The sequence below is a fragment of the Streptomyces sp. NPDC033178 genome, from assembly GCF_055577685.1.
The window spans coordinates 689969-710628 of the sequence record NZ_JBVIPT010000002.1 but is presented as its reverse complement, the minus strand read 5'-3'; the positions used below and the strand labels follow the sequence as shown (position 1 = coordinate 710628).

Genomic DNA, 20660 nt, shown 5'->3' with positions numbered 1-20660 from the left:
TCCTACCCGATCTTCGCCGTTTGCGACAGTGACGCCGAGTCACATCCAGGAGCGGCACCGGGTCACGTCCAGGGGCGGCGGAGGGTCACGTCCGGGAGTGGCGCGGGGTCACACCCGGGGCAGCGACTCGACGCCGATGCCGCCCTCGATCGCCAGGATCCGGTGGAGCCGGGTGGCCACCAGCAGTCGCTGCATCTGCGGCGGGACGCCGCGCAGCACAAGCCTCCGGCCGCACCGCCCCGCCCGCCGGTGGGCCCCCATGATGACACCGAGTCCGGTGGCGTCCCAGGAGTCCAGCTCTGACAGGTCGAGCACCAGGTCGCCGACGCCGTCGTCGACTGCCGAGTGCAGGACCGTACGGGCGTCCGCCGCGCTGCGGACGTCGAGGCGGCCCCCGACGACCAGCTCGGCGTGGTCGCCCCTGATGTACATATGCGCTCCCCGAGAGTGCGTTTCGTACGCTGCGTCTTCGTCGTGTCCTGTGTTGCCAGGACTGACTGCCGTACCGGGGCAGAAGTTGCCCTCTGTAAGCGAACCGATACCGAATTCACTCCGAGGAGTGACCGGTCGAAGATCGCCGCAGAGTCAGTACGTGTATCAGTACGTGTAGAAGCCTTGCCCGCTCTTACGGCCGATGTCACCGGCGTCAACCATCCGGCGCATCAGCTCCGGCGGGGCGAACTTCTCGTCCTGGGACTCGGTGTAGATGTTGCTGGTCGCGTGCAGAAGGATGTCGACGCCCGTGAGGTCGGCGGTGGCGAGAGGACCCATCGCGTGACCGAAGCCCAGCTTGCAGGCGAGGTCGATGTCCTCGGCGGTCGCCACGCCCGACTCGTACAGCTTGGCCGCCTCGACGACGAGCGCCGAGATGAGCCGGGTGGTCACGAAGCCGGCCACGTCACGGTTGACGACGATGCAGGTCTTGCCGACCGACTCGGCGAACTCCCGCGCGGCGGCGAGCGTTTCGTCGCTCGTCTTGTAGCCGCGGACGAGCTCGCAGAGCTGCATCATCGGGACCGGCGAGAAGAAGTGGACGCCGACGACCCGCTCCGGGCGCTCGGTGGCCGCCGCGATCTTGGTGATCGGGATGGCGGAGGTGTTGGAGGCGAGTACGGTCTCGTCCTTCACCAGCTTGTCGAGCGTACGGAAGATCTCGTGCTTGACTTCCAGCTTCTCGAAGACGGCCTCGACGACGATGTCGGCGTCGGCGACCGCGTCCAGATCAGTGGTCGTGGTGATGCGCCCCAGCGCCGCCCCGGCCGCGTCGGCGTCCAGCTTCCCCTTGCTCACGAACCTGTCGTACGAGGCCTTGATGCCGTCGGTGCCACGGGTCAACGCCTCGTCGGTGACATCGCGCAGGACGACGTCCCAGCCGGCCTGTGCGGAGACCTGGGCGATACCTGAACCCATGAGTCCGGCCCCGATGACGGCGAGCTTGCGTGCCACTGTCCGACTCCCCTGCTGCGTTTTCCCGGCGGCGTTGACCATCGCGAGACAACCCGGGGTAACACGCTGTCGGGTTGCCTCTTCGGCGGACCCTAGCGGTCGTGAGGCGCTGTGTGACCGGTAAGTAACGCGCGTCACGTCTCATAGGACGGACATCACACCGAGCGGCTCATTCCGCCGCCCGTACGGCGTAGTTGAGGACCTTCTCGCTCAAAAGGTCCTCCATGCCGTCGAGCAGTGCCAGCACTTCGCGGGACACCTCGGACGGATCGCGGCACGCCATCATCTCGCGGCCGACCGTGCTCATCACCGTCTGGTGGAGCCAGCCGATCTGCCCGGCCATCAGACCCGGCGTCGGATCGTCCGGGTCCGCGCCCGTCTCCTCGCGCAGGGTCGCCTCCAGGTCGTCGTGGACCTCCTGCTGAAGGCTCCACAGCCGGGACCGGAGGGCGGGCGCGTCATGGATGACGCGCATGAAGCGGTCGTACCCCGCCATCAGTCCGACCCGGGGCGAGACCGCCTCGACCTCCTCGCGCAGCTCGCGCAGGACGGCGACGGCGGCCGACTCGCCGACGCGGCGGGCGCGCACCCAGCGCGAGAGCCGGTCGACGACGCCCTTGCTGCGGTCGAAGAAGAGGTCTTCCTTGGCCGGGAAGTAGTTGTAGACGGTGTTCACGGAGACGTCGGCCGCGTCCGCGACCTCGGCCATGGTCACCGTCACGAAGCCGTGCTCCAGGAACAGTCCGGTGGCGATGTCCGAGATGCGCTGCCTGGTCTCGCGCTTCTTCCGCTCCCTGAGCCCCTCTGCCATGGCTTCATCGTAGGCCGGACCGATGATTTCTGGACTCTCTGAAATTTTGGTGGCATTGCAAAATTTAAGTCGCTCTGTTTTTCTTGGCGCATGCCCATCATCAGCACGGCCGGCCTCGCCCGGACCTTCCAGACCAAACGCGGCCCCGTCGAGGCGGTCCGCGGCATCGATCTCACCGTCCGGGCGGGCGAGATCCTCGGCTTCCTCGGCCCGAACGGAGCGGGCAAGACGACCACGCTCCGGATGCTCACGACCCTGCTGGCCCCGACGGGCGGCGCCGCCACCGTCGCCGGCCACGACCTGGCCACCGACCCGGAGGGCGTCCGCCGCGCGTGCGGATACGTGGCGCAGTCGGGCGGGGTCGACCCCCAGATCTCCGTACGCGAGGAACTGGTCACCCAGGGACGGCTCTACCGCCTGACCAAGGATCAGGCGGTGGAGCGGGCCGAGGAGTTGGCCCGCGACCTGGACCTGACCGACCTCCTCGACCGGAAGACCTCGGCGCTCTCCGGCGGCCAGCGCCGACGTCTCGACATCGCCCTCGGCCTCACCCACCGCCCGAAGGTGCTGTTCCTCGACGAACCGACCACCGGCCTCGACCCGGCGAGCCGCGCGGACCTCTGGGACCTGGTCCGACGCCTGCGCGACGACCACGGCACGACCGTCTTCCTCACCACGCACTACCTCGACGAGGCGGACGCGCTCGCCGACCGGCTCGTGATCGTCGACCAGGGCGTCGTGGTGGCGGAGGGCACGCCGAGCGCGCTGAAGCTCCGGTACGGCGGGTCGATCGACGCGACGCTCCAGGACACGTTCCTCGCCATCACGGGCCGCGGCCCCGCACCGGCGGACGCCACCCCCGTAGCCGTCTAGTCATCAACAGTCGAGGAAGTGACCGACATGCTTGTCCAGGACACCGCGCTGATCTTCGGGCGCTACATGCGCCAGACCCTGCGCTCCAGGTTCGCGATGCTCTTCGGCGTGCTGATGCCGCTGCTGTACCTGCTCTTCTTCGGCCCGCTGCTCACCGATCTGCCGCTGGGCGGCGGTGGGAGTTCCTGGCAGGTCCTGGTCCCCGGACTGCTGCTCCAACTCGGTCTGTTCGGAGCCGCGTTCGCCGGGTTCATGATCATCGTCGAGAAGAGCCACGGGGTCGTGGAGCGGATGCGCGTCACCCCGGTCAGCCGGCTCGCGCTCCTGCTCGGCCGGGTGCTGCGCGACGCGGCGGTCTTCGTCTTCCAGGCGGTCCTGCTGGTCCTTGCCGCCCTGGTGATGGGCCTGCGCGCACCGGTCGCGGGCATCCTGATCGGCTTCGCGTTCGTCGCACTCCTGACCGTCTCGCTGGCCTCGTTGTCGTACGCGCTGGCCATGCGCCTCAGCTCGGCCCACACGTTCGGCCCGACGATCAACGCGCTGACCATGCCGTCCATGCTCCTGTCCGGCCTGATGCTCCCCATGTCACTGGCGCCCGGCTGGCTGGACGCCCTCTCGCACGTCATGCCGTTCCGCTATCTGGTGGACGCCATGCGGGACGCGTACGTCGGCTCGTACGCGACCGCCTCCATGGCGTACGGCGTCCTGGTGGCCGTCGGCCTCACGGGAATCGCCGTGACGGTGGGCACACGAGTGTTCCGGGAGGCCGGAGCGTAACTACGCTGGCCGCATGGTCAATCTGACGCGCATCTACACCAGGACCGGCGACCGGGGCACGACGAACCTGGGCGACATGAGCCGGGTCGCCAAGACCGACCCGCGGATCTCCGCGTACGCCGACGCCAACGAGGCGAACGCGGCCATCGGCACGGCGATCGCCCTCGGTGCCCTCGACGAGGAGATCGTCAAGGTCCTCACCCGCGTCCAGAACGACCTCTTCGACGTGGGCGCGGACCTCTCCACGCCGGTCGCCGAGAACCCCGAGTTTCCTCCCCTGCGGGTCGAACAGTTCTACATCGACAAGCTGGAGGCGGACTGCGACCACTTCAACGAACAACTGGAGAAGCTCCGCTCCTTCATCCTCCCCGGCGGCACCCCGGGCGCGGCCCTCCTCCACCAGGCGTGCACGGTGGTCCGGAGGGCGGAACGCTCGACATGGGCGGCCCTGGAGGTGCACGAAGAGGTGATGAACCCCCTCACGGCGACCTACCTGAACCGCCTCTCCGACCTCCTCTTCATCCTGGCAAGGGCGGCGAACAAGGAGACGGGCGACGTTCTCTGGGTTCCGGGCGGCGAACGCTGAGGACGCCTCCGGGGGCAGGGCAGCACGCCCCACCCTCACCCCCGGCGGAGCCTCACCTCTTGGTGAGGCTCCGCGGTACCTCCTCGTCCACCCCGGCCGGGGCCTTCTTGGGCCAGATCAGATACGTCAACGCGATCACCCCGTGAATCCCGGCCGCCCGCCAGGCCACATACCGCCAGCTCTCCAACGACCCCGTACGGCCCGAATCCCCGACGTACCAGATGGCGACCTGCAACAGCACGGTCGCGACCCCCGCCGCCACCACGGACCCGAGCCACACCCTGCCCTCGTGCCGGGCCCGGGCCATCCCGTACCGCGGCGGCCCGACGGGCCGGTCCGCACCCGCGAGACGATGGGCCGCATGCCCGTCGAGCCACTTCACCGTCCGGTGGCCGTGCCCCACGGTGTACCCGATGTACAGCGCGGCCAGCCCGTGCTTCCAGCTCGGCTCCGCCCCGTCCTTGAGGTCCAGCGCGGTGACGACCAGCAGCACGACCTCCAGCAGCGGCTCGCACAACAGCAGGGCCAGGCCCGTACGAGGCATCTTGAGCAGGTAGCGGAAGGCGAGGCCCGCAGCCAGCAGCACCCAGAAGCCGACCTCGCATACGACGATCAGCGTGACGATCACGACTCGCTCCTCTCGGTCACCCTTCCAGGCTCCCGGCGCCCCGCGCCCCGATCGTCGTCACCAGTGACGAAACGGCACTGCATCCTTCGATGTAGCCAAGGACCGTCCCCGGGGGATCAGGCGTCGGCAGCGCACTCCGTGTTGGATGGAGTCATGGCCGCACGACTCCCCCGCCCCCACCGAGACGACGTGCGGATCGCGGCCGCGGGACTGCTCGGCGGGCTGTTCCTGTACGCGGTCGGTCTTGGCACCCGGCCGGCCGGCGAGCCGATCGTCCTGTGGTCCGACAGCCGGGCACTGCTGATCCCGCTGGTCGTGATGACGGGCTGCGAGCTGCTGCGCCGGACCATGCCGCGCACGGCCCTGCTCGTCGGCACGGTCGCGGTGGTCGCGGACCTGTTCACGCGGGGCAGCCTGGCCACCCTCGTGATGTTCACCGACCTCGTGTACGCGGCGGTGCTGTACGGGCCGCCCGCCTCCGCCCGGCGCATCCCGTGGATCACCGGGCTGCTCACGGTGGCCGGAACGATCGCGCCCGTCGCGATCTGGCGTCAGCCGGAGGCCCTGCTCATCGGCGTCGGCGTCGGCGTGGTGGCGCTGGCGCCCGCCGCCACCGGCTGGATCGTCCGCGACCACCGCGACGCAGCCGAAGCCGCAAGACTCCGCGCCGAACAGACCGCCCTGCTCGCCGAGATGGACCGCACTCAGGCCGTCACCGCCGAACGCGCCCGCATGGCACGGGAGTTGCACGACATGGTCGCCAACCACCTCTCCGCGATCGCCATCCACTCCACGGCCGCGCTCTCGCTCGACGACCCCGACACCTCGAAGCAGGCCCTCGGCGTCATCCGCGAGAACAGCGTCGAGGGCCTCGCCGAGATGCGCCGTCTCATCGGCATCCTGCGCGACAGCAGCGGCGACACGGAGGCGGTCGCCGCGCCCACCCTCGACGGACTCGGCGCACTGGTGGACCAGGCCCGCGCCAACGGCCTCGACGTGGACCTGGACTGCACACACACGGCGCTCCCCGCCCCGGTCGAACTGGCCGCCTACCGCATCGTGCAGGAGTGCCTGACCAACGCCCTCAAGCACGCCTCCCCCGGCCGCGTCACCGTCACCCTCGCCCAGCGCGACCACTCCCTCGACGTGCGGGTGACCAGCCCGTACGGCGGCGCCCGGGACGACGGTCCGCGCGCCCCCGGCTCGGGCGCCGGCCTGATAGGGATGCGCGAGCGGGCCGCCCTGCTGCACGGCACGTTCGAGGCGGGACCCGTCGGGGACCCTGCCTCCGCCGACGGCAAGACCTGGACCGTACGCTCCACCCTCCCGATCACCGAAGGAGAATCCGAATGATCCGTGTGCTCGTCGCCGAGGACCAGTCCGCCGTACGCGCCGGTCTCGTCCTCATCCTGCGCAGCGCCCCCGACATCGAGGTGGTCGGCGAGGCGGCGGACGGCGAGCAGGCGGTGGCCCTGGCCCGGGAACTGAGGCCCGACCTCGTCCTGATGGACATTCAGATGCCCCGTCTCGACGGCGTTTCCGCCACCCGCCAGGTCGTCGCCGAGCGCCTCGCCGACGTGCTCGTACTGACCACGTTCGACCTGGACGAGTACGTCTTCGGCGCGCTGCGCGCGGGCGCCGCCGGCTTTCTGCTGAAGAACACCGAGGCACGTCAACTGCTGGACGCGGTACGGACGGTGGCGCGCGGTGAGGGTCTGATCGCGCCCGCGGTGACCCGCCGGCTGATCTCCGAGTTCGCGGCGAGGCCCGTACGCGAACCGTCGGCCGATCCGTCCGTCCTCGACTCGCTGACGCGTCGGGAGCGGGAGGTGCTGTCCTGCCTCGGGGAGGGACTGTCCAACGCGGAGATCGGCGTACGTCTCGACATGGCGGAGGCGACCGTGAAGACGCACGTCAGCCGCCTGCTGGGCAAGCTCGAACTGCGCAGCCGGGTCCAAGCGGCGGTGCTGGCACAGGAGTTGGGCGTGTAGCGGGCGGAGCATTACGAGTGGCGGCGTACGTCGGCCGGCGCTTGTAACAAGTAGCCGCCCGGCACCCCCGCAGTGGTCTGGACCTATTGACCTATGGTCCAGACCTTTCTATTGTCCTGCGCACCTCATCAAACTCCCCATAGGAGACGCGGATGCGCCTCAGACACAGACTCGGACAGAGAGCCGTGGCAGGGCTCACCACCCTGTTGTTGCCGTTCGCCGCCCTGGTCGGGCTCGCGAGCCCCGCCTCCGCCGCCACGTCGGCGACCGCCACCTACGCCAAGACCCAGGACTGGGGATCCGGCTTCGAAGGCAAGTGGACCGTCAAGAACACCGGCACCACGACCATCAGTTCCTGGAACGTCGAGTGGGACTTCCCCTCGGGCACCTCGGTCACCTCCGCCTGGGACGCCGACGTCACGAACTCCGGCACCCACTGGACCGCCAAGAACAAGTCCTGGAACGGCAGCCTCGCCCCCGGCGCCTCCGTCTCCTTCGGCTTCAACGGCTCCGGCACCGGCTCCCCCGCCAACTGCAAACTGAACGGCGGCAGTTGTGACGGCGGCAGTGTGCCAGGCGACTCCGCCCCCTCGGCGCCCGGCACCCCCACCGCCTCCGACATCACCAACACCTCGGTGAAGCTGTCCTGGAGCGCGGCCACGGACGACAAGGGCATCAAGAACTACGACGTCCTGCGCGACGGTGCGAAGGTCGCCACCGTTACGACCACCTCGTACACGAACACCGGTCTGACCGCCGGCACCGACTACTCGTACACCGTCCAGGCCCGTGACACCGCCGACCAGACCGGCCCGGCCAGCGGAGCGGTCGCCGTGCGCACCACCGGCGGCACCACCGAGCCGCCCACCGGCGACAAGGTCAAGCTCGGCTACTTCACCGAGTGGGGCGTCTACGGCCGCAACTACCACGTCAAGAACCTGGTGACCTCCGGCTCCGCGTCGAAGATCACCCACATCAACTACGCGTTCGGCAACGTCAAGGACGGCAAGTGCGTCGTCGACGACACCTACGCCGCCTACGACAAGGCGTACACCGCCGACCAGTCCGTCAGCGGCACCGCCGACACCTGGGACCAGCCGCTGCGCGGCAACTTCAACCAGCTCCGCCAGCTGAAGGCCAAGTACCCGCACATCAAGGTGCTGTACTCCTTCGGCGGCTGGACCTACTCCGGCGGCTTCACGCAGGCCGCCGCCAACCCGGCCGCCTTCGCCGCCTCCTGCAAGGCGGTTGTCGAGGACCCGCGCTGGGCCGACGTCTTCGACGGCATCGACATCGACTGGGAGTACCCGAACGCCTGTGGCCTGACCTGCGACACGTCCGGCTTCAGCTCGTTCAAGACACTCAGCCAGGCGCTGCGCACCGAGTTCGGCTCCAACTACCTGGTCACAGCGGCCATCACCGCCGACGGCTCCTCCGGCGGCAAGATCGACGCGGCCGACTACGGCGGCGCCTCGGCGTCGCTCGACTGGTACAACGTGATGACGTACGACTACTTCGGCGCCTTCGACGCGGACGGCCCGACCGCTCCGCACTCCCCGCTGACCTCGTACCCGGGCATCCCGGCGGCCGGCTTCAACTCGGCCGACGCGATCGCCAAGCTCAAGGCCAAGGGCGTACCCGCGAAGAAGCTGCTGCTCGGCATTGGGTTCTACGGGCGCGGCTGGACCGGCGTGACGCAGTCCACTCCCGGCGGCTCGGCGACCGGCGCGGCACCCGGCACGTACGAGGCGGGCATCGAGGACTACAAGGTCCTCAAGAACTCCTGCCCGGCCACCGGCACCATCGCCGGCACGGCCTACGCCTACTGCGGCAACAACTGGTGGAGCTACGACACCCCGGCCACCATCGGCTCGAAGATGACCTGGGCCAAGAACCAGGGCCTGGGCGGCGCGTTCTTCTGGGAGTTCAGCGGCGACACCAGCAACGGTGAGCTGGTGAGCGCGATCAACGGCGGCCTGAACTAGGGACCGTCAGCACCAACAGATAGCTCAGGCGACATTGACGCGCTGGCCGGGCGGGGCTGCTTCAAGCCACGCGAGAAACCCGGTCAGCGCGTCCTCGCTCATGGCCAGCTCAAGGCGCGTACCGCGATGGACGCAGGCGAGGATGATCTGGTCGGCGAGCAGCGCAAGCTCCTCCTCGCCGTCCGGGGTGCGGCGGCCGGCCACCTCGATCGCCGAGCGCTCAAGGACACGGCGGGGGCGGGGAGCGTACGAGAAGATGCGGAACCACTCGATGCGGTCGCCGTTGTAGCGGGCGATGCCGTAGCCCCAGCCTTTTCCGCTGGTGTCGCTCTTCTCCGGGGCGTCCCAGCGGAGGCTGCAGTCGAACGTACCGCCGGAGCGCTGGATCAGTCGGCGGCGCAGATGGAACACGAAGAGTGCCACCGCCACCAGCACGACTACCAACCCGCACACAGTCAGAGCGAGGACCATCGACACCGACCTCCTCGTCTCCTAGGTAACGGAAAGGAAAAAAGCACCCGCATCGCCTCAGCCGCGACCCGGTCCGGAGCAAGCTCCGGTCCTGGCCGCGGCTGAGTCACATCTCGTCGCGCGCTGGTTTCAGTGCGTCGACGCCGCTCGCAGACGGACGTCCGCGCGACGCTCGGCGGAGGCATCGCCCTCCGCCTTCGCGCGCTCGAGCTCCCGCTCCGCGCGCTGGACATCGATCTCGTCCGACAGCTCGGCGATCTCGGCCAGCAGCGACAGCTTGTTGTCCGCGAACGAGATGAAACCGCCGTGCACCGCGGCGACGACAGTTCCACCATCACTCGTACGGATGGTCACCGGGCCCGACTCCAGCACACCGAGCAGCGGCTGGTGGCCGGGCATGACGCCGATGTCGCCGGACGCGGTACGCGCGACGACCAGGGTGGCCTCGCCGGACCAGACACTGCGGTCCGCGGCGACGAGCTCGACGTGCAGCTCAGCAGCCAAGGTGGGCTCCTCGGGTCACCACCCGGCTTTCGCTGCCGGGTGTTGGGTCAAAGTCTAGTGGGCGTAGTGAGGGGGACGGGACGCACCCCGCGAGGCACGACCCCGCCCCCCCCTCACCGAGAACACGAGGTTCAGGAGACGCCGAGCTCCTTGGCCTTGGCCTTGAGGTCCTCCAGGCCACCGCACATGAAGAACGCCTGCTCCGGGAAGTGGTCGTACTCGCCGTCGCAGATCGAGTTGAAGGCCGCGATCGACTCCTCCAGCGGAACGTCCGAACCGTCCACGCCGGTGAACTGCTTGGCGGCGTGGGTGTTCTGGGACAGGAAGCGCTCCACGCGACGGGCACGGTGGACGACGAGCTTGTCCTCCTCGCCCAGCTCGTCGATACCGAGGATCGCGATGATGTCCTGGAGGTCCTTGTTCTTCTGCAGGATCGTCTTGACGCGCATGGCGGCGTCGTAGTGGTCCTGCGCGATGTACCGCGGGTCCAGGATGCGGGACGTGGAGTCCAGCGGGTCCACGGCCGGGTAGATGCCCTTCTCGGAGATCGGACGGGACAGAACCGTCGTCGCGTCGAGGTGGGCGAACGTGGTGGCCGGGGCCGGGTCGGTCAGGTCGTCCGCGGGGACGTAGATCGCCTGCATCGAGGTGATCGAGTGACCACGGGTCGAGGTGATGCGCTCCTGGAGGAGACCCATCTCGTCGGCCAGGGTCGGCTGGTAACCCACCGCGGAGGGCATACGGCCGAGCAGGGTCGAGACCTCGGAACCGGCCTGGGTGAAGCGGAAGATGTTGTCGATGAAGAACAGCACGTCCTGCTTCTGCACATCGCGGAAGTACTCCGCCATGGTCAGACCGGCGAGGGCCACGCGCAGACGGGTGCCCGGGGGCTCGTCCATCTGACCGAAGACAAGGGCGGTCTTGTCGAGAACGCCGCTCTCTTCCATCTCCGCGATGAGGTCGTTGCCCTCACGGGTGCGCTCACCGACGCCCGCGAAGACGGAGACGCCCTCGTGGAGGTTGGCGACACGCATGATCATTTCCTGGATCAGCACGGTCTTGCCGACACCGGCACCACCGAACAGACCGATCTTGCCGCCCTTGACGTACGGGGTGAGAAGGTCGACGACCTTCAGGCCCGTCTCGAACATCTCGGTCTTCGACTCGAGCTGGTCGAACGCGGGGGCCTTGCGGTGGATGGTCCAGCGCTCGCCCTCGTACTGCTCGTCGGTGTTCAGTACCTCACCGAGGGTGTTGAACACCTTGCCCTTGGTGAAGTCACCGACCGGGACGCTGATGCCCGAGCCCGTGTCGGTCACCGCGGCCTGGCGGACCAGACCGTCGGTGGGCTGCATCGAGATGGTGCGGACCAGGCCGTCACCCAGGTGCTGGGCGACCTCCAGGGTCAGAATCTTCTTCTCGCCGGCGTTGGCCGGGTCGGCCACCTCGACGTGAAGGGCGTTGTAGATCTCCGGCATGGCGTCGACGGGGAATTCCACGTCGACGACCGGGCCGATGACCCGGGCGACGCGGCCCGTGGCAACGGCCGTCTCAACTGTCGTCGTCATTTACCTGTCACTCCCCGCGGTCGCGTCGGCCAGGGCTGCGGTGCCACCGACGATCTCGCTGATTTCCTGGGTGATTTCGGCCTGGCGGGCCGCGTTGGCAAGTCGGGAGAGTGAAGTGATCAGGTCTCCCGCGTTGTCGGTCGCCGACTTCATCGCGCGGCGGGTGGCCGCGTGCTTGGAGGCGGCCGACTGGAGCAGCGCGTTGTAGATACGGCTCTCGACGTACCGGGGCAGAAGGGCGTCGAGGACGTCCTCCGCCGACGGCTCGAAGTCGTACAGCGGAAGGATCTCGCCCTTGGACGTGGACTCCTCCGCGACCTCTTCGAGGCTGAGCGGCAGCAGTCGGCTGTCGACCGCCGTCTGCGTCATCATCGAGACGAACTCGGTGTAGACGATGTGGAGTTCGTCCACGCCGCCGTCCGCCGTCTCCTTCTCGATGGCCTCGATGAGCGGAACGGCAACCTTCTTGGCGTCCGCGTACGTGGGCTCGTCGGTGAAGCCCGACCACGACTCCGAGACCTTGCGCTCACGGAAGTTGTAGTGGGCCAGACCGCGGCGGCCGACGATGTACGTGTCGACCTCCTTGCCCTCCGCCTCAAGACGCGCGGTCAGCTGCTCCGCCGCTTTGATGGCGTTCGAGTTGAACGCGCCGGCGAGGCCGCGGTCGCTCGACAGGAGCAGCACGGCGGAACGCGTCGGCGCCTCGGCCTCGGTGGTCAGCGGGTGCTGCGTGTTCGAGCCCGTGCCGACCGCCGTGACCGCCCGGGTGAGCTCGGTCGCGTACGGCGTGGAGGCCGCCACCTTGCGCTGCGCCTTGACGACACGCGAGGCGGCGATCATCTCCATCGCCTTGGTGATCTTCTTGGTCGCGGTGACGGATTTGATGCGACGCTTGTAGACCCGGAGCTGGGCTCCCATGAGTCAGGTCCCTTCCGTCGTCACTTGCCCGCAGCGGCAGGGGTGTCCTCGCCGAGCAGCTTGCCGTCCGACGTCTCGAACTGCTTCTTGAAGTCCGCGATCGCGTCGGCGATGGCCTGCAGGGTGTCGTCCGACATCTTGCCGCCCTCCTTGATGGAGGTCATGAGGCCCTGCTCCTTGCGGTGCAGGTACTCCAGGAGCTCCTTCTCGAAGCGGCGGACGTCGTTCACCGGCACCTCGTCCATCTTGCCGGTGGTGCCGGCCCAGATGGAGACGACCTGGTCCTCGGTGGCCATCGGCTGGTACTGAGCCTGCTTGAGCAGCTCGACCATCCGCTGACCGCGCTCCAGCTGCGACTTCGACGCGGCGTCCAGGTCGGAACCGAAGGCGGCGAACGCCTCCAGCTCACGGAACTGGGCGAGGTCCACGCGCAGTCGGCCGGACACCTGGCGCATCGCCTTGTGCTGTGCGGAACCACCGACTCGGGAGACGGAGATACCGACGTTCAGCGCGGGGCGCTGACCGGCGTTGAACAGGTCCGACTCCAGGAAGCACTGGCCGTCGGTGATGGAGATGACGTTGGTCGGGATGAACGCCGAGACGTCGTTGGCCTTCGTCTCGACGATCGGCAGACCGGTCATCGAGCCCGCGCCCATCTCGTCGGAGAGCTTCGCGCAGCGCTCCAGCAGACGGGAGTGCAGGTAGAAGACGTCACCGGGGTAGGCCTCACGCCCCGGCGGACGACGGAGCAGCAGGGACACGGCGCGGTAGGCGTCGGCCTGCTTCGAGAGGTCGTCGAAGATGATGAGGACGTGCTTGCCCTCGTACATCCACTGCTGGCCGATGGCCGAACCGGTGTACGGCGCAAGGTACTTGAAGCCGGCCGGGTCGGACGCCGGGGCGGCGACGATGGTCGTGTACTCCAGCGCGCCGGCCTCTTCGAGGGCGCCACGCACGGAGGCGATGGTCGAGCCCTTCTGGCCGATGGCGACGTACACGCAGCGGACCTGCTTGTTCGGGTCGCCGGTGCGCCAGTTGTCGCGCTGGTTGATGATCGTGTCGACGGCCAGGGCGGTCTTGCCCGTCTGGCGGTCACCGATGATCAGCTGACGCTGGCCACGGCCGATCGGGGTCATCGCGTCGACGGCCTTGTAGCCGGTCTCCATCGGCTCGTGCACCGACTTACGGGCCATGACGCCCGGGGCCTGCAGCTCGAGGGCGCGGCGGCCGGACGTCTCGATCTCGCCGAGACCGTCGATCGGGGTGCCGAGCGGGTCGACAACGCGGCCGAGGTAGCCCTCGCCGACGGCCACGGACAGGACCTCGCCGGTACGGGTGACCGGCTGCCCCTCCTCGATGCCGCTGAACTCACCGAGGACGATGGCGCCGATCTCGCGCTCTTCCAGGTTGAGCGCGAGGCCGAGGGTGCCGTCCTCGAACTTCAGCAGTTCGTTGGCCATGGCCGAGGGAAGGCCCTCGACCTTCGCGATGCCGTCGCCGGCAAGGGTGACCGTACCGACCTCCTCGCGCGAGGCCGCGTCCGGCTTGTACGACTGGACAAAGTTCTCCAGCGCATCCCGGATCTCCTCCGGCCGGATCGTGAGCTCCGCCATCTGGGTTCCCTGCTCTCCTTGTTGGGCCCGAAGTTTTCTTGGGGGGTCTGGGGTCAGCCCCCAGGAATCCTCTGCACGGCCCAACCAGGGCCGTATTACTGCGTGTAACTGTTTATGTACGTGTATTGAGTTGCTGTCGCTAGCTCGCCATGCGGCGGCCGACGTCCTCCAGCCGGTCCGCGATGGAACCGTTGATGACCTCGTCGCCGACCTGCACCCGGATCCCGCCGAGGACCTCGGGGTCCACGTCGAGGTTGAGGTGCATCTGGCGGCCGTAGAGCTTCGCGAGGGCGGCACCCAGGCGCTGCTTCTGCGGGTCGCTCAGCGGAACCGCCGAGGTGACGACGGCGACCATGCGGCTACGACGCTCGGCGGCGAGCTTGGACAGGGACTCGAGTCCCGACTCCAGGCTACGTCCCCGGGGCGCGGTCACAAGGCGCGTGACCAGACGCTCGGTCGTCGCCTTCGCCCGGCCGCCGAGCAGGCTGCGCAGCAGCTCGCTCTTGGCCGCGGTCGAGGCGCCGCGGTCGGTCAGTGCGGCACGCAGCCCGGTGTTCGAAGAGACGATCCGGCCGAACCGGAACAGCTCGTCCTCGACCTCGTCGAGCGTGCCCGCCTGCTGTGCCGCCGTGAGGTCGGCGGTGTCGGCCAGCTCCTCGATGGAGTCGACCAGGTCACGCGACCGCGACCAGCGGGAGCGCACCAGACCGGCCACCAGATCGGCGGTCGTGCCGCCGACCTGGCCGCCGAGCAGACGCCCGGCCAGTTCGGCCTTCGCCTCTCCGGCCTGCGCCGGGTCGGTGAGGACCCGACGCAGTGACACCTCGCGGTCGAGCAGCGCGGTGACGGCGGCCAGCTCGTCGGCGAGCAGCGTCGCGTCCACGGACGTGTTGTCCGTCAGCGCGTCGAGACGCTCTCGTGCGGCGGCCAGGGCCTCGCGGCTCGCTCCGTTCATCGCGACGCCTCGGCCTTCGAAGCGGACTCGTCGAGACCGTCGAGGAACCGGTCGATCGTGCGGCTCTGCCGGGCGTGGTCCTCAAGGGACTCGCCGACGAGCTTGCCGGCCAGTTCGGTGGCCAGCTGGCCCACGTCCTGGCGCAGCGCCGACGACGCGGCCTTGCGGTCGGCCGCGATCTGCGAGTGACCGGCGGCGATGATTTCCTCGCGCTGCCGCTGGCCTTCCGCACGCATCTCGGCGATGAGCGTGGCGCCCTGCTCCTGCGCCTCCTGGCGCAGACGCGCGGCCTCGTGCCGGGCCTCGGCGAGCTGAGCCTTGTACTGCTCCAGCACGCTCTGGGCCTCGACCTTCATGGCGTCGGCCTCTTCGATACCGCCTTCGATCGCCGCGCGGCGCTCTTCCAGAACCTTGTTGATGTTCGGGAGGAGCTTCTTCCAGAAGAAGAAGAACACGATGGCGAAGGCGATGGTGCCGACGAGCAGCTCGGGGCCCGGCGGGACAAGCGGGTTCTGCTTCTCCTCGGCCGCCAGCTGTACCAGGTTGGCGATCACATCAGTGCCTTTCCTTGAAAGGTTTCGATCGTCGATGCGTTGGTCTAGTAGACGAACGGCATGACGATGCCGATGAGGGCGAGCGCCTCACAGAACGCGAAACCGAGGATCTGGTTGGCACGGATCAGGCCGGCCGCTTCGGGCTGGCGGGCCAGCGCCTGGGTGCCGTTGCCGAAGATGATGCCGACGCCGACGCCGGGGCCGATGGCGGCGAGGCCGTAACCGATGGAACCGATGTTGCCTTCGACAGCGGCGAGGGTCTCAAGGGCAGCCATGCTGATTCTTCCTTCTCTTTCATGGACCGGCGGGGGTTGGCCACCGGACGTTCTGGGGCTGAGGGGAGGGGCGGCTCAGTGGTGCTCTGCGAGAGCGCCCTGAACGTAAGTGCAGGCCAGCAGCACGAACACGTACGCCTGAACGGCCTGGACGAAGAGCTCGAAGCCGACCATGGCCACGGCCATCACGAAGGACACACCGGCGGCCGGAACCATCCAGCTGTTGAGCAGGTACCAGGAGGCGACCGTGAACATGACCAGCATCAGGTGACCGGCGAACATGTTGGCGAACAGTCGCACCGCGTGCGTGAACGGGCGGACCAGCAGGTTCGAGAAGAACTCGATGACCATGACCAGCGGCAGGACCGGGCCGAGCGACTTGTCGTAGCCGGTGACGTTCTTGAAGAAGCCCACGAAACCGTGCTTCTTGAAGGTCAGCGAGACCCACACCACGTAGACGATGGCGGCCAGCACCATCGGGTAGGCGATGACCGAGGACACCGGGAACTGTGCCAGCGGGATCACGGACCAGATGTTCATGATCCAGATGAAGAAGAACAGCGAGACCATGAAGGGGACGAACTTCTCCCCCTCCTTCTTGCCGATGGTCTCGTAGACGATTCCGCGGCGTACGAAGTCGTAGCCCGCCTCGCCGATCATCTGCAGCTTGCCCGGGACCACCTTCGCCTTGCCGAAGGCAAGCGTGAAGAAGGTGACGACCAGGAGCGTGGTGATGAGCGCGAGCAGCATCACCTTGTTGAACTCGAACCCACCGACCGTGACGATCGGCTTGAACAGGAACGAGTGCAGGCCCGGTGCCGGGAAGCCGCAGCCGTTGTCGGACATGATCCGACAGTTCCACTCAAAGGCGAGCTGGGTCTGGTCAGCACTCACCACGGGCTCCTTCGGCGTGACGCATGGGTACGGCAACCTCGTTGTGTCGGCGCGGCGCGCAGCCGCGGTTCGGCACTGGACTGGTGTTACGGATGTGGGGGCGGCTGGAGGGCATCGAGCCTCGCGCTGGGGCAGGCGTCAGCTCACATGCCCGCGCCCGCGATGCCGCAGTTGGCACCGGACGATAGCAGGATCTCCCACCCGCACTTATCCCGGCCCTACCCCTCACGACGAGTGCCCCGTCTTTTCGGGCTTGTCGCCCTTCGAGGAGTCGGGTTCGACATAGAGGATCTTGGCCTTCATATGGGCACGCGCCTGGGCGCCGATCCACGCGAGAGTGGCGGCGACCAGCGTGATCGCGAAAGCCTTGGGGTTGAACAGCGTCGTGTTCTTGAAGGCGGCGACGAAGATGAACAGCAGCAGAATCTGTGCCGTATAGAGCATCAGACCCATCGCCTGGAAAAGGTGCGGAAGCGATTTGGCGGTGCGCTGCAGGACGTACAGCCCGATGCCCATGAAGAGGATCACGACCAGCGTCGCGAAGCCCGCCCCGATCGCTCCCTTGCCACCGGCGACCACACCACTGACGACGGCGGCGATCGCGCCGACGGCAGCTGTGGGCACAGCGGCCTGGAGAAGGATCCGGACGTCATTGGACGGCATGGCGGCAACTCCGCTTGCTCAAGGGGGCAGGTGTCGTCATGGACGAGCGTAGTCCCGGACAGAGAGAGAACCTCACCGCCAATGGACCGTCGCACTGCGGTCCTTCGGCTCTGTCCCGGGTTCTCGTGAACCGTATCACAAACTATTTGATGAGGTCTTTACCTGGTTGGTGTGCTCGGCGTCACACATGAGAGTGAAACTGCACGTCTGTGCACTCAGGCGACCAACTTGTCTGGTATTGGGGCAGTTTACGGGCGCCGTCGTCTCGGTGGTTCTTGCACGATTCTTACCTCGCGTCAGCGCGACGTTCCGGCCTCGCGCCCGTCCAGGAGGCGCGAACGGGGCCAACAGCCGTCGCCCCGTTGACTCCTGAGACGCCGGCGACAACCGGAGTGCGGCGTTCCTCACGCTCGTCGTCGCCCTCGACGTCGTCGTCAGCGCCGTCGCCGACACCGGTGCCGTCGCCGCCGGCTCCGACGGGCGTCCCGTCGTGCGTGCCGTCGTGCGTCCCGTCACCCTCGGCGTACGCGACCGCGGTCGCGGCCTCCGCCGACACCTTCGCGGCCCTGCGCCTGCGGTAGCGCGGCGGCAGGAAGTTCTCGGCCCAGCGCGGGGCGCGGGGCGTGAAGCGCGGCAGCAGGAGCAGGACCAGGCCCACCGCGCTGAGCGCCATGATGCCGAGCACGATCCACATGGCCCCGGAGTTCACCGAGTAGGCCAGGGCCCCGAAGGCGATCAGCGCCGACCAGAAGTACATGATGAGCACGGCCCGGCTGTGCGAGTGCCCGATCTCAAGGAGACGGTGGTGCAGGTGGCCGCGGTCGGCGGCGAACGGGGACTGGCCGCGCCAGGTGCGCCGCACGATGGCGAGCACCAGGTCGGCCGCCGGGACGGCGATGATCGTCAGCGGCAGCAGAAGCGGGATGTAGACCGGCACCGTCTGGTGCACGGCCTCCTTCTCGGACCCGGCGAAGAGGTTCATCGCGTCCGGGTCGACCTGCCCGGTGATGGAGATGGCACCGGCCGCCAGCACCAGGCCGATGAGCATCGAGCCCGAGTCGCCCATGAAGATCCGCGCAGGGTGCATGTTGTGCGGCAGGAAGCCGAGGCACATGCCCATGAGGAGCGCGGAGAAGAGGGTGGCGGGGGCGGCGGACTCCAGCCCGTAGCCGTACCAGATGCGGTAGCCGTACATGAAGAACGCGGCGGACGCGATGCACACCATGCCGGCCGCGAGGCCGTCGAGGCCGTCGGCGAAGTTCACGGCGTTGATGGTGATCACGACGAGCGCGACGGTCAGCAGCGTGCCCTGCCACTGGGTCAGGGAGACCGAGCCGACACCGGGGATCGGCAGCCACAGGATCGTCAGACCCTGCATGACCATGACGCCCGCGGCGATCATCTGGCCGCCGAGCTTGATGAGGGCGTCGATCTCGAACTTGTCGTCCAGGACGCCGATCAGCCAGATCAGGGCCGCGCCGGAGAGCAGGGCCCGCGGCTCGTTGGAGTTCTCGAAGACCACGCTGAGGTTCGTCAGGTGGTCGGCGACCAGCAGGCCGGCACACAGTCCGAAGAACATCGCGATCCCGCCGAGGCGCGGTGTGGGTTCCCGGTGCACGTCACGTGCCCGGATCTCCGGCATCGCTCCGGCCACGATCGCGAACTTCCGCACCGGCCCGGTCAGCAGGTACGTCACCGCGGCCGTGATGCAGAGCGTCAGGAGGTATTCACGCACAGGCTTCCCCACAGATCTCGCTGGCCATCTCAGCCCCACACCCTAGCTTCGTGCGCATACGGTTGGGGACTTCCGGGTAGAGCCGATGGTTGCACGAGTGGCTGTGCACGATTGATCGTCCACCCCTCACTGGGCGGGATAGGGCGGAAATCTTCCGGTCAGATCCCGCACTTCTTCACGCACCCCACGCCCGGCGGACTCGTCCCGCAGGGCCGTCGCGAACAGCACCGCGATACGTGCGGTCTCGGCCTCGCCCATTCCCTGGGTGGTGAGGGCGGCCGTGCCCAGACGCAGTCCTCGCACGTCGGGATGGGGCAGGGCACAGGTGTCGAGGACCATTCCGGCGGCGGCGAGACGCCCGCGGGCGGTGCGGCCGTCCACCCCGAGCAGTGCCGGGTCGACGGTGAGCAGGTGGGTGTCGGTGCCGCCTGTGGTGACCGCGAGCCCCTCGGCGGCCAGGCCCTGCGCGAGCACCCGCGCATTCGCCACCACCTGATGGGCGTACGCGGTGAACGCCGGTGTTGCCGCCTCGCCGAACGCGACGGCCTTGGCGGCGATGGTGTGCATCTGCGCGCCGCCCTGTGTGAAGGGGAACACAGCCCGGTCCACCCGCTCGGCCAGTTCGCTCCCGCACAGCAGCATGCCGCCGCGCGGGCCCCGCAGCACCTTGTGCGTGGTGGCGCACACCACATCGGCGTACGGGACCGGACTGGGCGCCGCTCCCCCGGCGACGAGCCCGATGGGATGGGCGGCGTCCGCGATGAGATAGGCGCCGACCTCGTCCGCGACCTCGCGGAAGGCGGCGTAGTCGATGTGGCGGGGATACGAGATCGACCCGCACACGATGGCCTTCGGCCGGTGCGTACGGGCCAGGGTGCGCACCTGCTCGTGGTCGATGAGCCCGCTCTCGGGGTCCACGCCGTACCCGACGAAGTCGAACCACCGGCCGGAGAAGTTCGCCGGCGACCCGTGCGTGAGGTGGCCGCCGTGCGGCAGACCCATCGCGAGGACGGTGTCTCCCGGACGCAGCAGGGCGGCGTACGCGGCCAGCACGGCCGAACTCCCGGAGTGTGACTGCACGTTGGCGTGATCGGCGCCGAACAGGGCCTTGGCGCGCTCCACGGCGATGCGCTCGGCCACGTCGACGATCTCGCAGCCGCCGTGGTGCCGGGCGCCGGGATATCCCTCGGCGTACTTGTTCGCGAGCGGCGAGCCCAGCGCCGCCAGCACGGCCGGCGAGGTGAAGTTCTCGGCGGCGATGAGCTGCAGCGTCGTCGACTGCCGCGTCAGCTCCCCGAGCAGGATCTCGGCCAGCTCCGGATCCTGCCGGCCGAGCACGTCGACCGACAGCGGGCCTTCAAGCGTGTGTGCGACCGGCATGGCTGACTCCGGACCTCGACAGGGGAACGCTAA

22 protein-coding genes are annotated in these 20660 nt (G+C 68.4%); 6 read left to right on the top strand and 16 right to left on the bottom strand.

Going from position 1 to position 20660, the window contains the following annotated elements:
- Nucleotides 1-108: 108 nt before the first annotated feature.
- The 3 genes from ACZ5VQ_RS07095 to ACZ5VQ_RS07085 form a co-directional block, all read right to left on the bottom strand.
- Nucleotides 109-432 carry an STAS domain-containing protein gene (locus tag ACZ5VQ_RS07095; protein WP_030672301.1) on the bottom strand — a complete coding sequence of 108 codons (324 nt, stop codon included), beginning with the start codon at nt 430-432 and terminating at the stop codon, nt 109-111.
- Between the two features lie 165 nt (nt 433-597).
- Complete coding sequence (locus ACZ5VQ_RS07090) at nt 598-1446, bottom strand: 3-hydroxyacyl-CoA dehydrogenase family protein (protein WP_469104002.1); 849 nt, start codon at nt 1444-1446, stop codon at nt 598-600.
- 169 nt (nt 1447-1615) lie between these two features.
- Nucleotides 1616-2257, bottom strand: a complete 642-nt coding sequence (locus ACZ5VQ_RS07085) for a TetR/AcrR family transcriptional regulator (RefSeq protein WP_362078046.1) — start codon at nt 2255-2257, stop codon at nt 1616-1618.
- A gap of 90 nt (nt 2258-2347) precedes the next feature.
- Here ACZ5VQ_RS07085 and ACZ5VQ_RS07080 point away from each other — a divergent pair, with 90 nt between their 5' ends.
- The 3 genes from ACZ5VQ_RS07080 to ACZ5VQ_RS07070 are packed head-to-tail and all read left to right on the top strand — an operon-like array spanning nt 2348 to nt 4493.
- Nucleotides 2348-3130, top strand: a complete 783-nt coding sequence (locus tag ACZ5VQ_RS07080; RefSeq protein ID WP_469104001.1) for an ABC transporter ATP-binding protein — start codon at nt 2348-2350, stop codon at nt 3128-3130.
- 27 nt (nt 3131-3157) lie between these two features.
- Nucleotides 3158-3907 carry an ABC transporter permease gene (locus ACZ5VQ_RS07075; RefSeq protein ID WP_469104082.1) on the top strand — a complete coding sequence of 250 codons (750 nt, stop codon included), beginning with the start codon at nt 3158-3160 and terminating at the stop codon, nt 3905-3907.
- Between the two features lie 13 nt (nt 3908-3920).
- On the top strand, nt 3921-4493 hold the full coding sequence (locus tag ACZ5VQ_RS07070) for a cob(I)yrinic acid a,c-diamide adenosyltransferase (protein WP_469104000.1): 573 nt from the start codon (nt 3921-3923) through the stop codon (nt 4491-4493).
- Between the two features lie 52 nt (nt 4494-4545).
- Here ACZ5VQ_RS07070 and ACZ5VQ_RS07065 read toward each other — a convergent pair whose 3' ends face one another.
- Nucleotides 4546-5121 carry a hypothetical protein gene (locus ACZ5VQ_RS07065; protein WP_469103999.1) on the bottom strand — a complete coding sequence of 192 codons (576 nt, stop codon included), beginning with the start codon at nt 5119-5121 and terminating at the stop codon, nt 4546-4548.
- Nucleotides 5122-5274: 153 nt separating this feature from the next.
- Between ACZ5VQ_RS07065 and ACZ5VQ_RS07060 the strand changes: the two genes are divergently transcribed.
- From ACZ5VQ_RS07060 to ACZ5VQ_RS07050, 3 genes are all read left to right on the top strand, one after another.
- Nucleotides 5275-6474, top strand: a complete 1200-nt coding sequence (locus ACZ5VQ_RS07060) for a sensor histidine kinase (RefSeq protein WP_469103998.1) — start codon at nt 5275-5277, stop codon at nt 6472-6474.
- Complete coding sequence (locus ACZ5VQ_RS07055; RefSeq protein ID WP_469103997.1) at nt 6471-7112, top strand: response regulator; 642 nt, start codon at nt 6471-6473, stop codon at nt 7110-7112. The genes ACZ5VQ_RS07060 and ACZ5VQ_RS07055 overlap by 4 nt, the downstream gene beginning before the upstream one ends.
- Nucleotides 7113-7264: 152 nt before the next feature.
- Nucleotides 7265-9097, top strand: a complete 1833-nt coding sequence (locus ACZ5VQ_RS07050) for a glycosyl hydrolase family 18 protein (RefSeq protein WP_469103996.1) — start codon at nt 7265-7267, stop codon at nt 9095-9097.
- Between the two features lie 24 nt (nt 9098-9121).
- Here ACZ5VQ_RS07050 and ACZ5VQ_RS07045 read toward each other — a convergent pair whose 3' ends face one another.
- From ACZ5VQ_RS07045 to ACZ5VQ_RS06990, 12 genes are all read right to left on the bottom strand, one after another.
- Complete coding sequence (locus ACZ5VQ_RS07045; protein WP_055614422.1) at nt 9122-9568, bottom strand: DUF2550 domain-containing protein; 447 nt, start codon at nt 9566-9568, stop codon at nt 9122-9124.
- A gap of 129 nt (nt 9569-9697) precedes the next feature.
- Nucleotides 9698-10072, bottom strand: a complete 375-nt coding sequence (locus tag ACZ5VQ_RS07040) for a F0F1 ATP synthase subunit epsilon (protein ID WP_190232148.1) — start codon at nt 10070-10072, stop codon at nt 9698-9700.
- A gap of 131 nt (nt 10073-10203) precedes the next feature.
- Entirely contained in the window at nt 10204-11640 is a 1437-nt protein-coding gene (gene atpD / locus ACZ5VQ_RS07035; RefSeq protein WP_454354790.1) for a F0F1 ATP synthase subunit beta, read from the bottom strand.
- Complete coding sequence (locus tag ACZ5VQ_RS07030; RefSeq protein WP_200395839.1) at nt 11641-12558, bottom strand: F0F1 ATP synthase subunit gamma; 918 nt, start codon at nt 12556-12558, stop codon at nt 11641-11643.
- A 20-nt stretch (nt 12559-12578) separates the two neighbouring features.
- Nucleotides 12579-14171, bottom strand: coding sequence for a F0F1 ATP synthase subunit alpha (gene atpA / locus ACZ5VQ_RS07025; RefSeq protein WP_269648740.1), 1593 nt, complete (start codon nt 14169-14171; stop codon nt 12579-12581).
- 139 nt (nt 14172-14310) lie between these two features.
- On the bottom strand, nt 14311-15126 hold the full coding sequence (locus tag ACZ5VQ_RS07020) for a F0F1 ATP synthase subunit delta (protein WP_469103995.1): 816 nt from the start codon (nt 15124-15126) through the stop codon (nt 14311-14313).
- Nucleotides 15123-15680, bottom strand: coding sequence for a F0F1 ATP synthase subunit B (locus tag ACZ5VQ_RS07015; protein ID WP_189837658.1), 558 nt, complete (start codon nt 15678-15680; stop codon nt 15123-15125). The genes ACZ5VQ_RS07020 and ACZ5VQ_RS07015 overlap by 4 nt, the downstream gene beginning before the upstream one ends.
- Before the next feature lie 44 nt (nt 15681-15724).
- A complete protein-coding gene (gene atpE, locus ACZ5VQ_RS07010; RefSeq protein WP_105970730.1) occupies nt 15725-15955 on the bottom strand; it encodes an ATP synthase F0 subunit C in 231 nt (76 codons plus the stop codon).
- A 75-nt stretch (nt 15956-16030) separates the two neighbouring features.
- A complete protein-coding gene (gene atpB / locus ACZ5VQ_RS07005; RefSeq protein WP_189838456.1) occupies nt 16031-16801 on the bottom strand; it encodes a F0F1 ATP synthase subunit A in 771 nt (256 codons plus the stop codon).
- Nucleotides 16802-17074: 273 nt separating this feature from the next.
- Nucleotides 17075-17512, bottom strand: coding sequence for a hypothetical protein (locus tag ACZ5VQ_RS07000; protein ID WP_200395843.1), 438 nt, complete (start codon nt 17510-17512; stop codon nt 17075-17077).
- 286 nt (nt 17513-17798) lie between these two features.
- Entirely contained in the window at nt 17799-19247 is a 1449-nt protein-coding gene (locus ACZ5VQ_RS06995) for an MraY family glycosyltransferase (RefSeq protein WP_469103994.1), read from the bottom strand.
- Nucleotides 19248-19373: 126 nt separating this feature from the next.
- The gene (locus tag ACZ5VQ_RS06990) at nt 19374-20627 is read right to left on the bottom strand and encodes a serine hydroxymethyltransferase (RefSeq protein WP_469103993.1); all 1254 of its coding nucleotides are present in this window, start codon (nt 20625-20627) and stop codon (nt 19374-19376) included.
- Between the last annotated feature and the right edge of the window lie 33 nt (nt 20628-20660).

Bases quoted from the DNA above. Each gene is read 5' to 3' on its own strand.
- ACZ5VQ_RS07095 (WP_030672301.1), bottom strand. From the start codon at position 432: ATGTACATCAGGGGCGACCACGCCGAGCTGGTCGTCGGGGGCCGCCTC.
- ACZ5VQ_RS07085 (WP_362078046.1), bottom strand. From the start codon at position 2,257: ATGGCAGAGGGGCTCAGGGAGCGGAAGAAGCGCGAGACCAGGCAGCGC.
- ACZ5VQ_RS07080 (WP_469104001.1), top strand. From the start codon at position 2,348: ATGCCCATCATCAGCACGGCCGGCCTCGCCCGGACCTTCCAGACCAAA.
- ACZ5VQ_RS07075 (WP_469104082.1), top strand. From the start codon at position 3,158: ATGCTTGTCCAGGACACCGCGCTGATCTTCGGGCGCTACATGCGCCAG.
- ACZ5VQ_RS07070 (WP_469104000.1), top strand. From the start codon at position 3,921: ATGGTCAATCTGACGCGCATCTACACCAGGACCGGCGACCGGGGCACG.
- ACZ5VQ_RS07060 (WP_469103998.1), top strand. From the start codon at position 5,275: ATGGCCGCACGACTCCCCCGCCCCCACCGAGACGACGTGCGGATCGCG.
- ACZ5VQ_RS07055 (WP_469103997.1), top strand. From the start codon at position 6,471: ATGATCCGTGTGCTCGTCGCCGAGGACCAGTCCGCCGTACGCGCCGGT.
- ACZ5VQ_RS07050 (WP_469103996.1), top strand. From the start codon at position 7,265: ATGCGCCTCAGACACAGACTCGGACAGAGAGCCGTGGCAGGGCTCACC.
- ACZ5VQ_RS07045 (WP_055614422.1), bottom strand. From the start codon at position 9,568: ATGGTCCTCGCTCTGACTGTGTGCGGGTTGGTAGTCGTGCTGGTGGCG.
- atpD (WP_454354790.1), bottom strand. From the start codon at position 11,640: ATGACGACGACAGTTGAGACGGCCGTTGCCACGGGCCGCGTCGCCCGG.
- ACZ5VQ_RS07030 (WP_200395839.1), bottom strand. From the start codon at position 12,558: ATGGGAGCCCAGCTCCGGGTCTACAAGCGTCGCATCAAATCCGTCACC.
- atpA (WP_269648740.1), bottom strand. From the start codon at position 14,171: ATGGCGGAGCTCACGATCCGGCCGGAGGAGATCCGGGATGCGCTGGAG.
- ACZ5VQ_RS07020 (WP_469103995.1), bottom strand. From the start codon at position 15,126: ATGAACGGAGCGAGCCGCGAGGCCCTGGCCGCCGCACGAGAGCGTCTC.
- atpE (WP_105970730.1), bottom strand. From the start codon at position 15,955: ATGGCTGCCCTTGAGACCCTCGCCGCTGTCGAAGGCAACATCGGTTCC.
- atpB (WP_189838456.1), bottom strand. From the start codon at position 16,801: ATGTCCGACAACGGCTGCGGCTTCCCGGCACCGGGCCTGCACTCGTTC.
- ACZ5VQ_RS07000 (WP_200395843.1), bottom strand. From the start codon at position 17,512: ATGCCGTCCAATGACGTCCGGATCCTTCTCCAGGCCGCTGTGCCCACA.
- ACZ5VQ_RS06990 (WP_469103993.1), bottom strand. From the start codon at position 20,627: ATGCCGGTCGCACACACGCTTGAAGGCCCGCTGTCGGTCGACGTGCTC.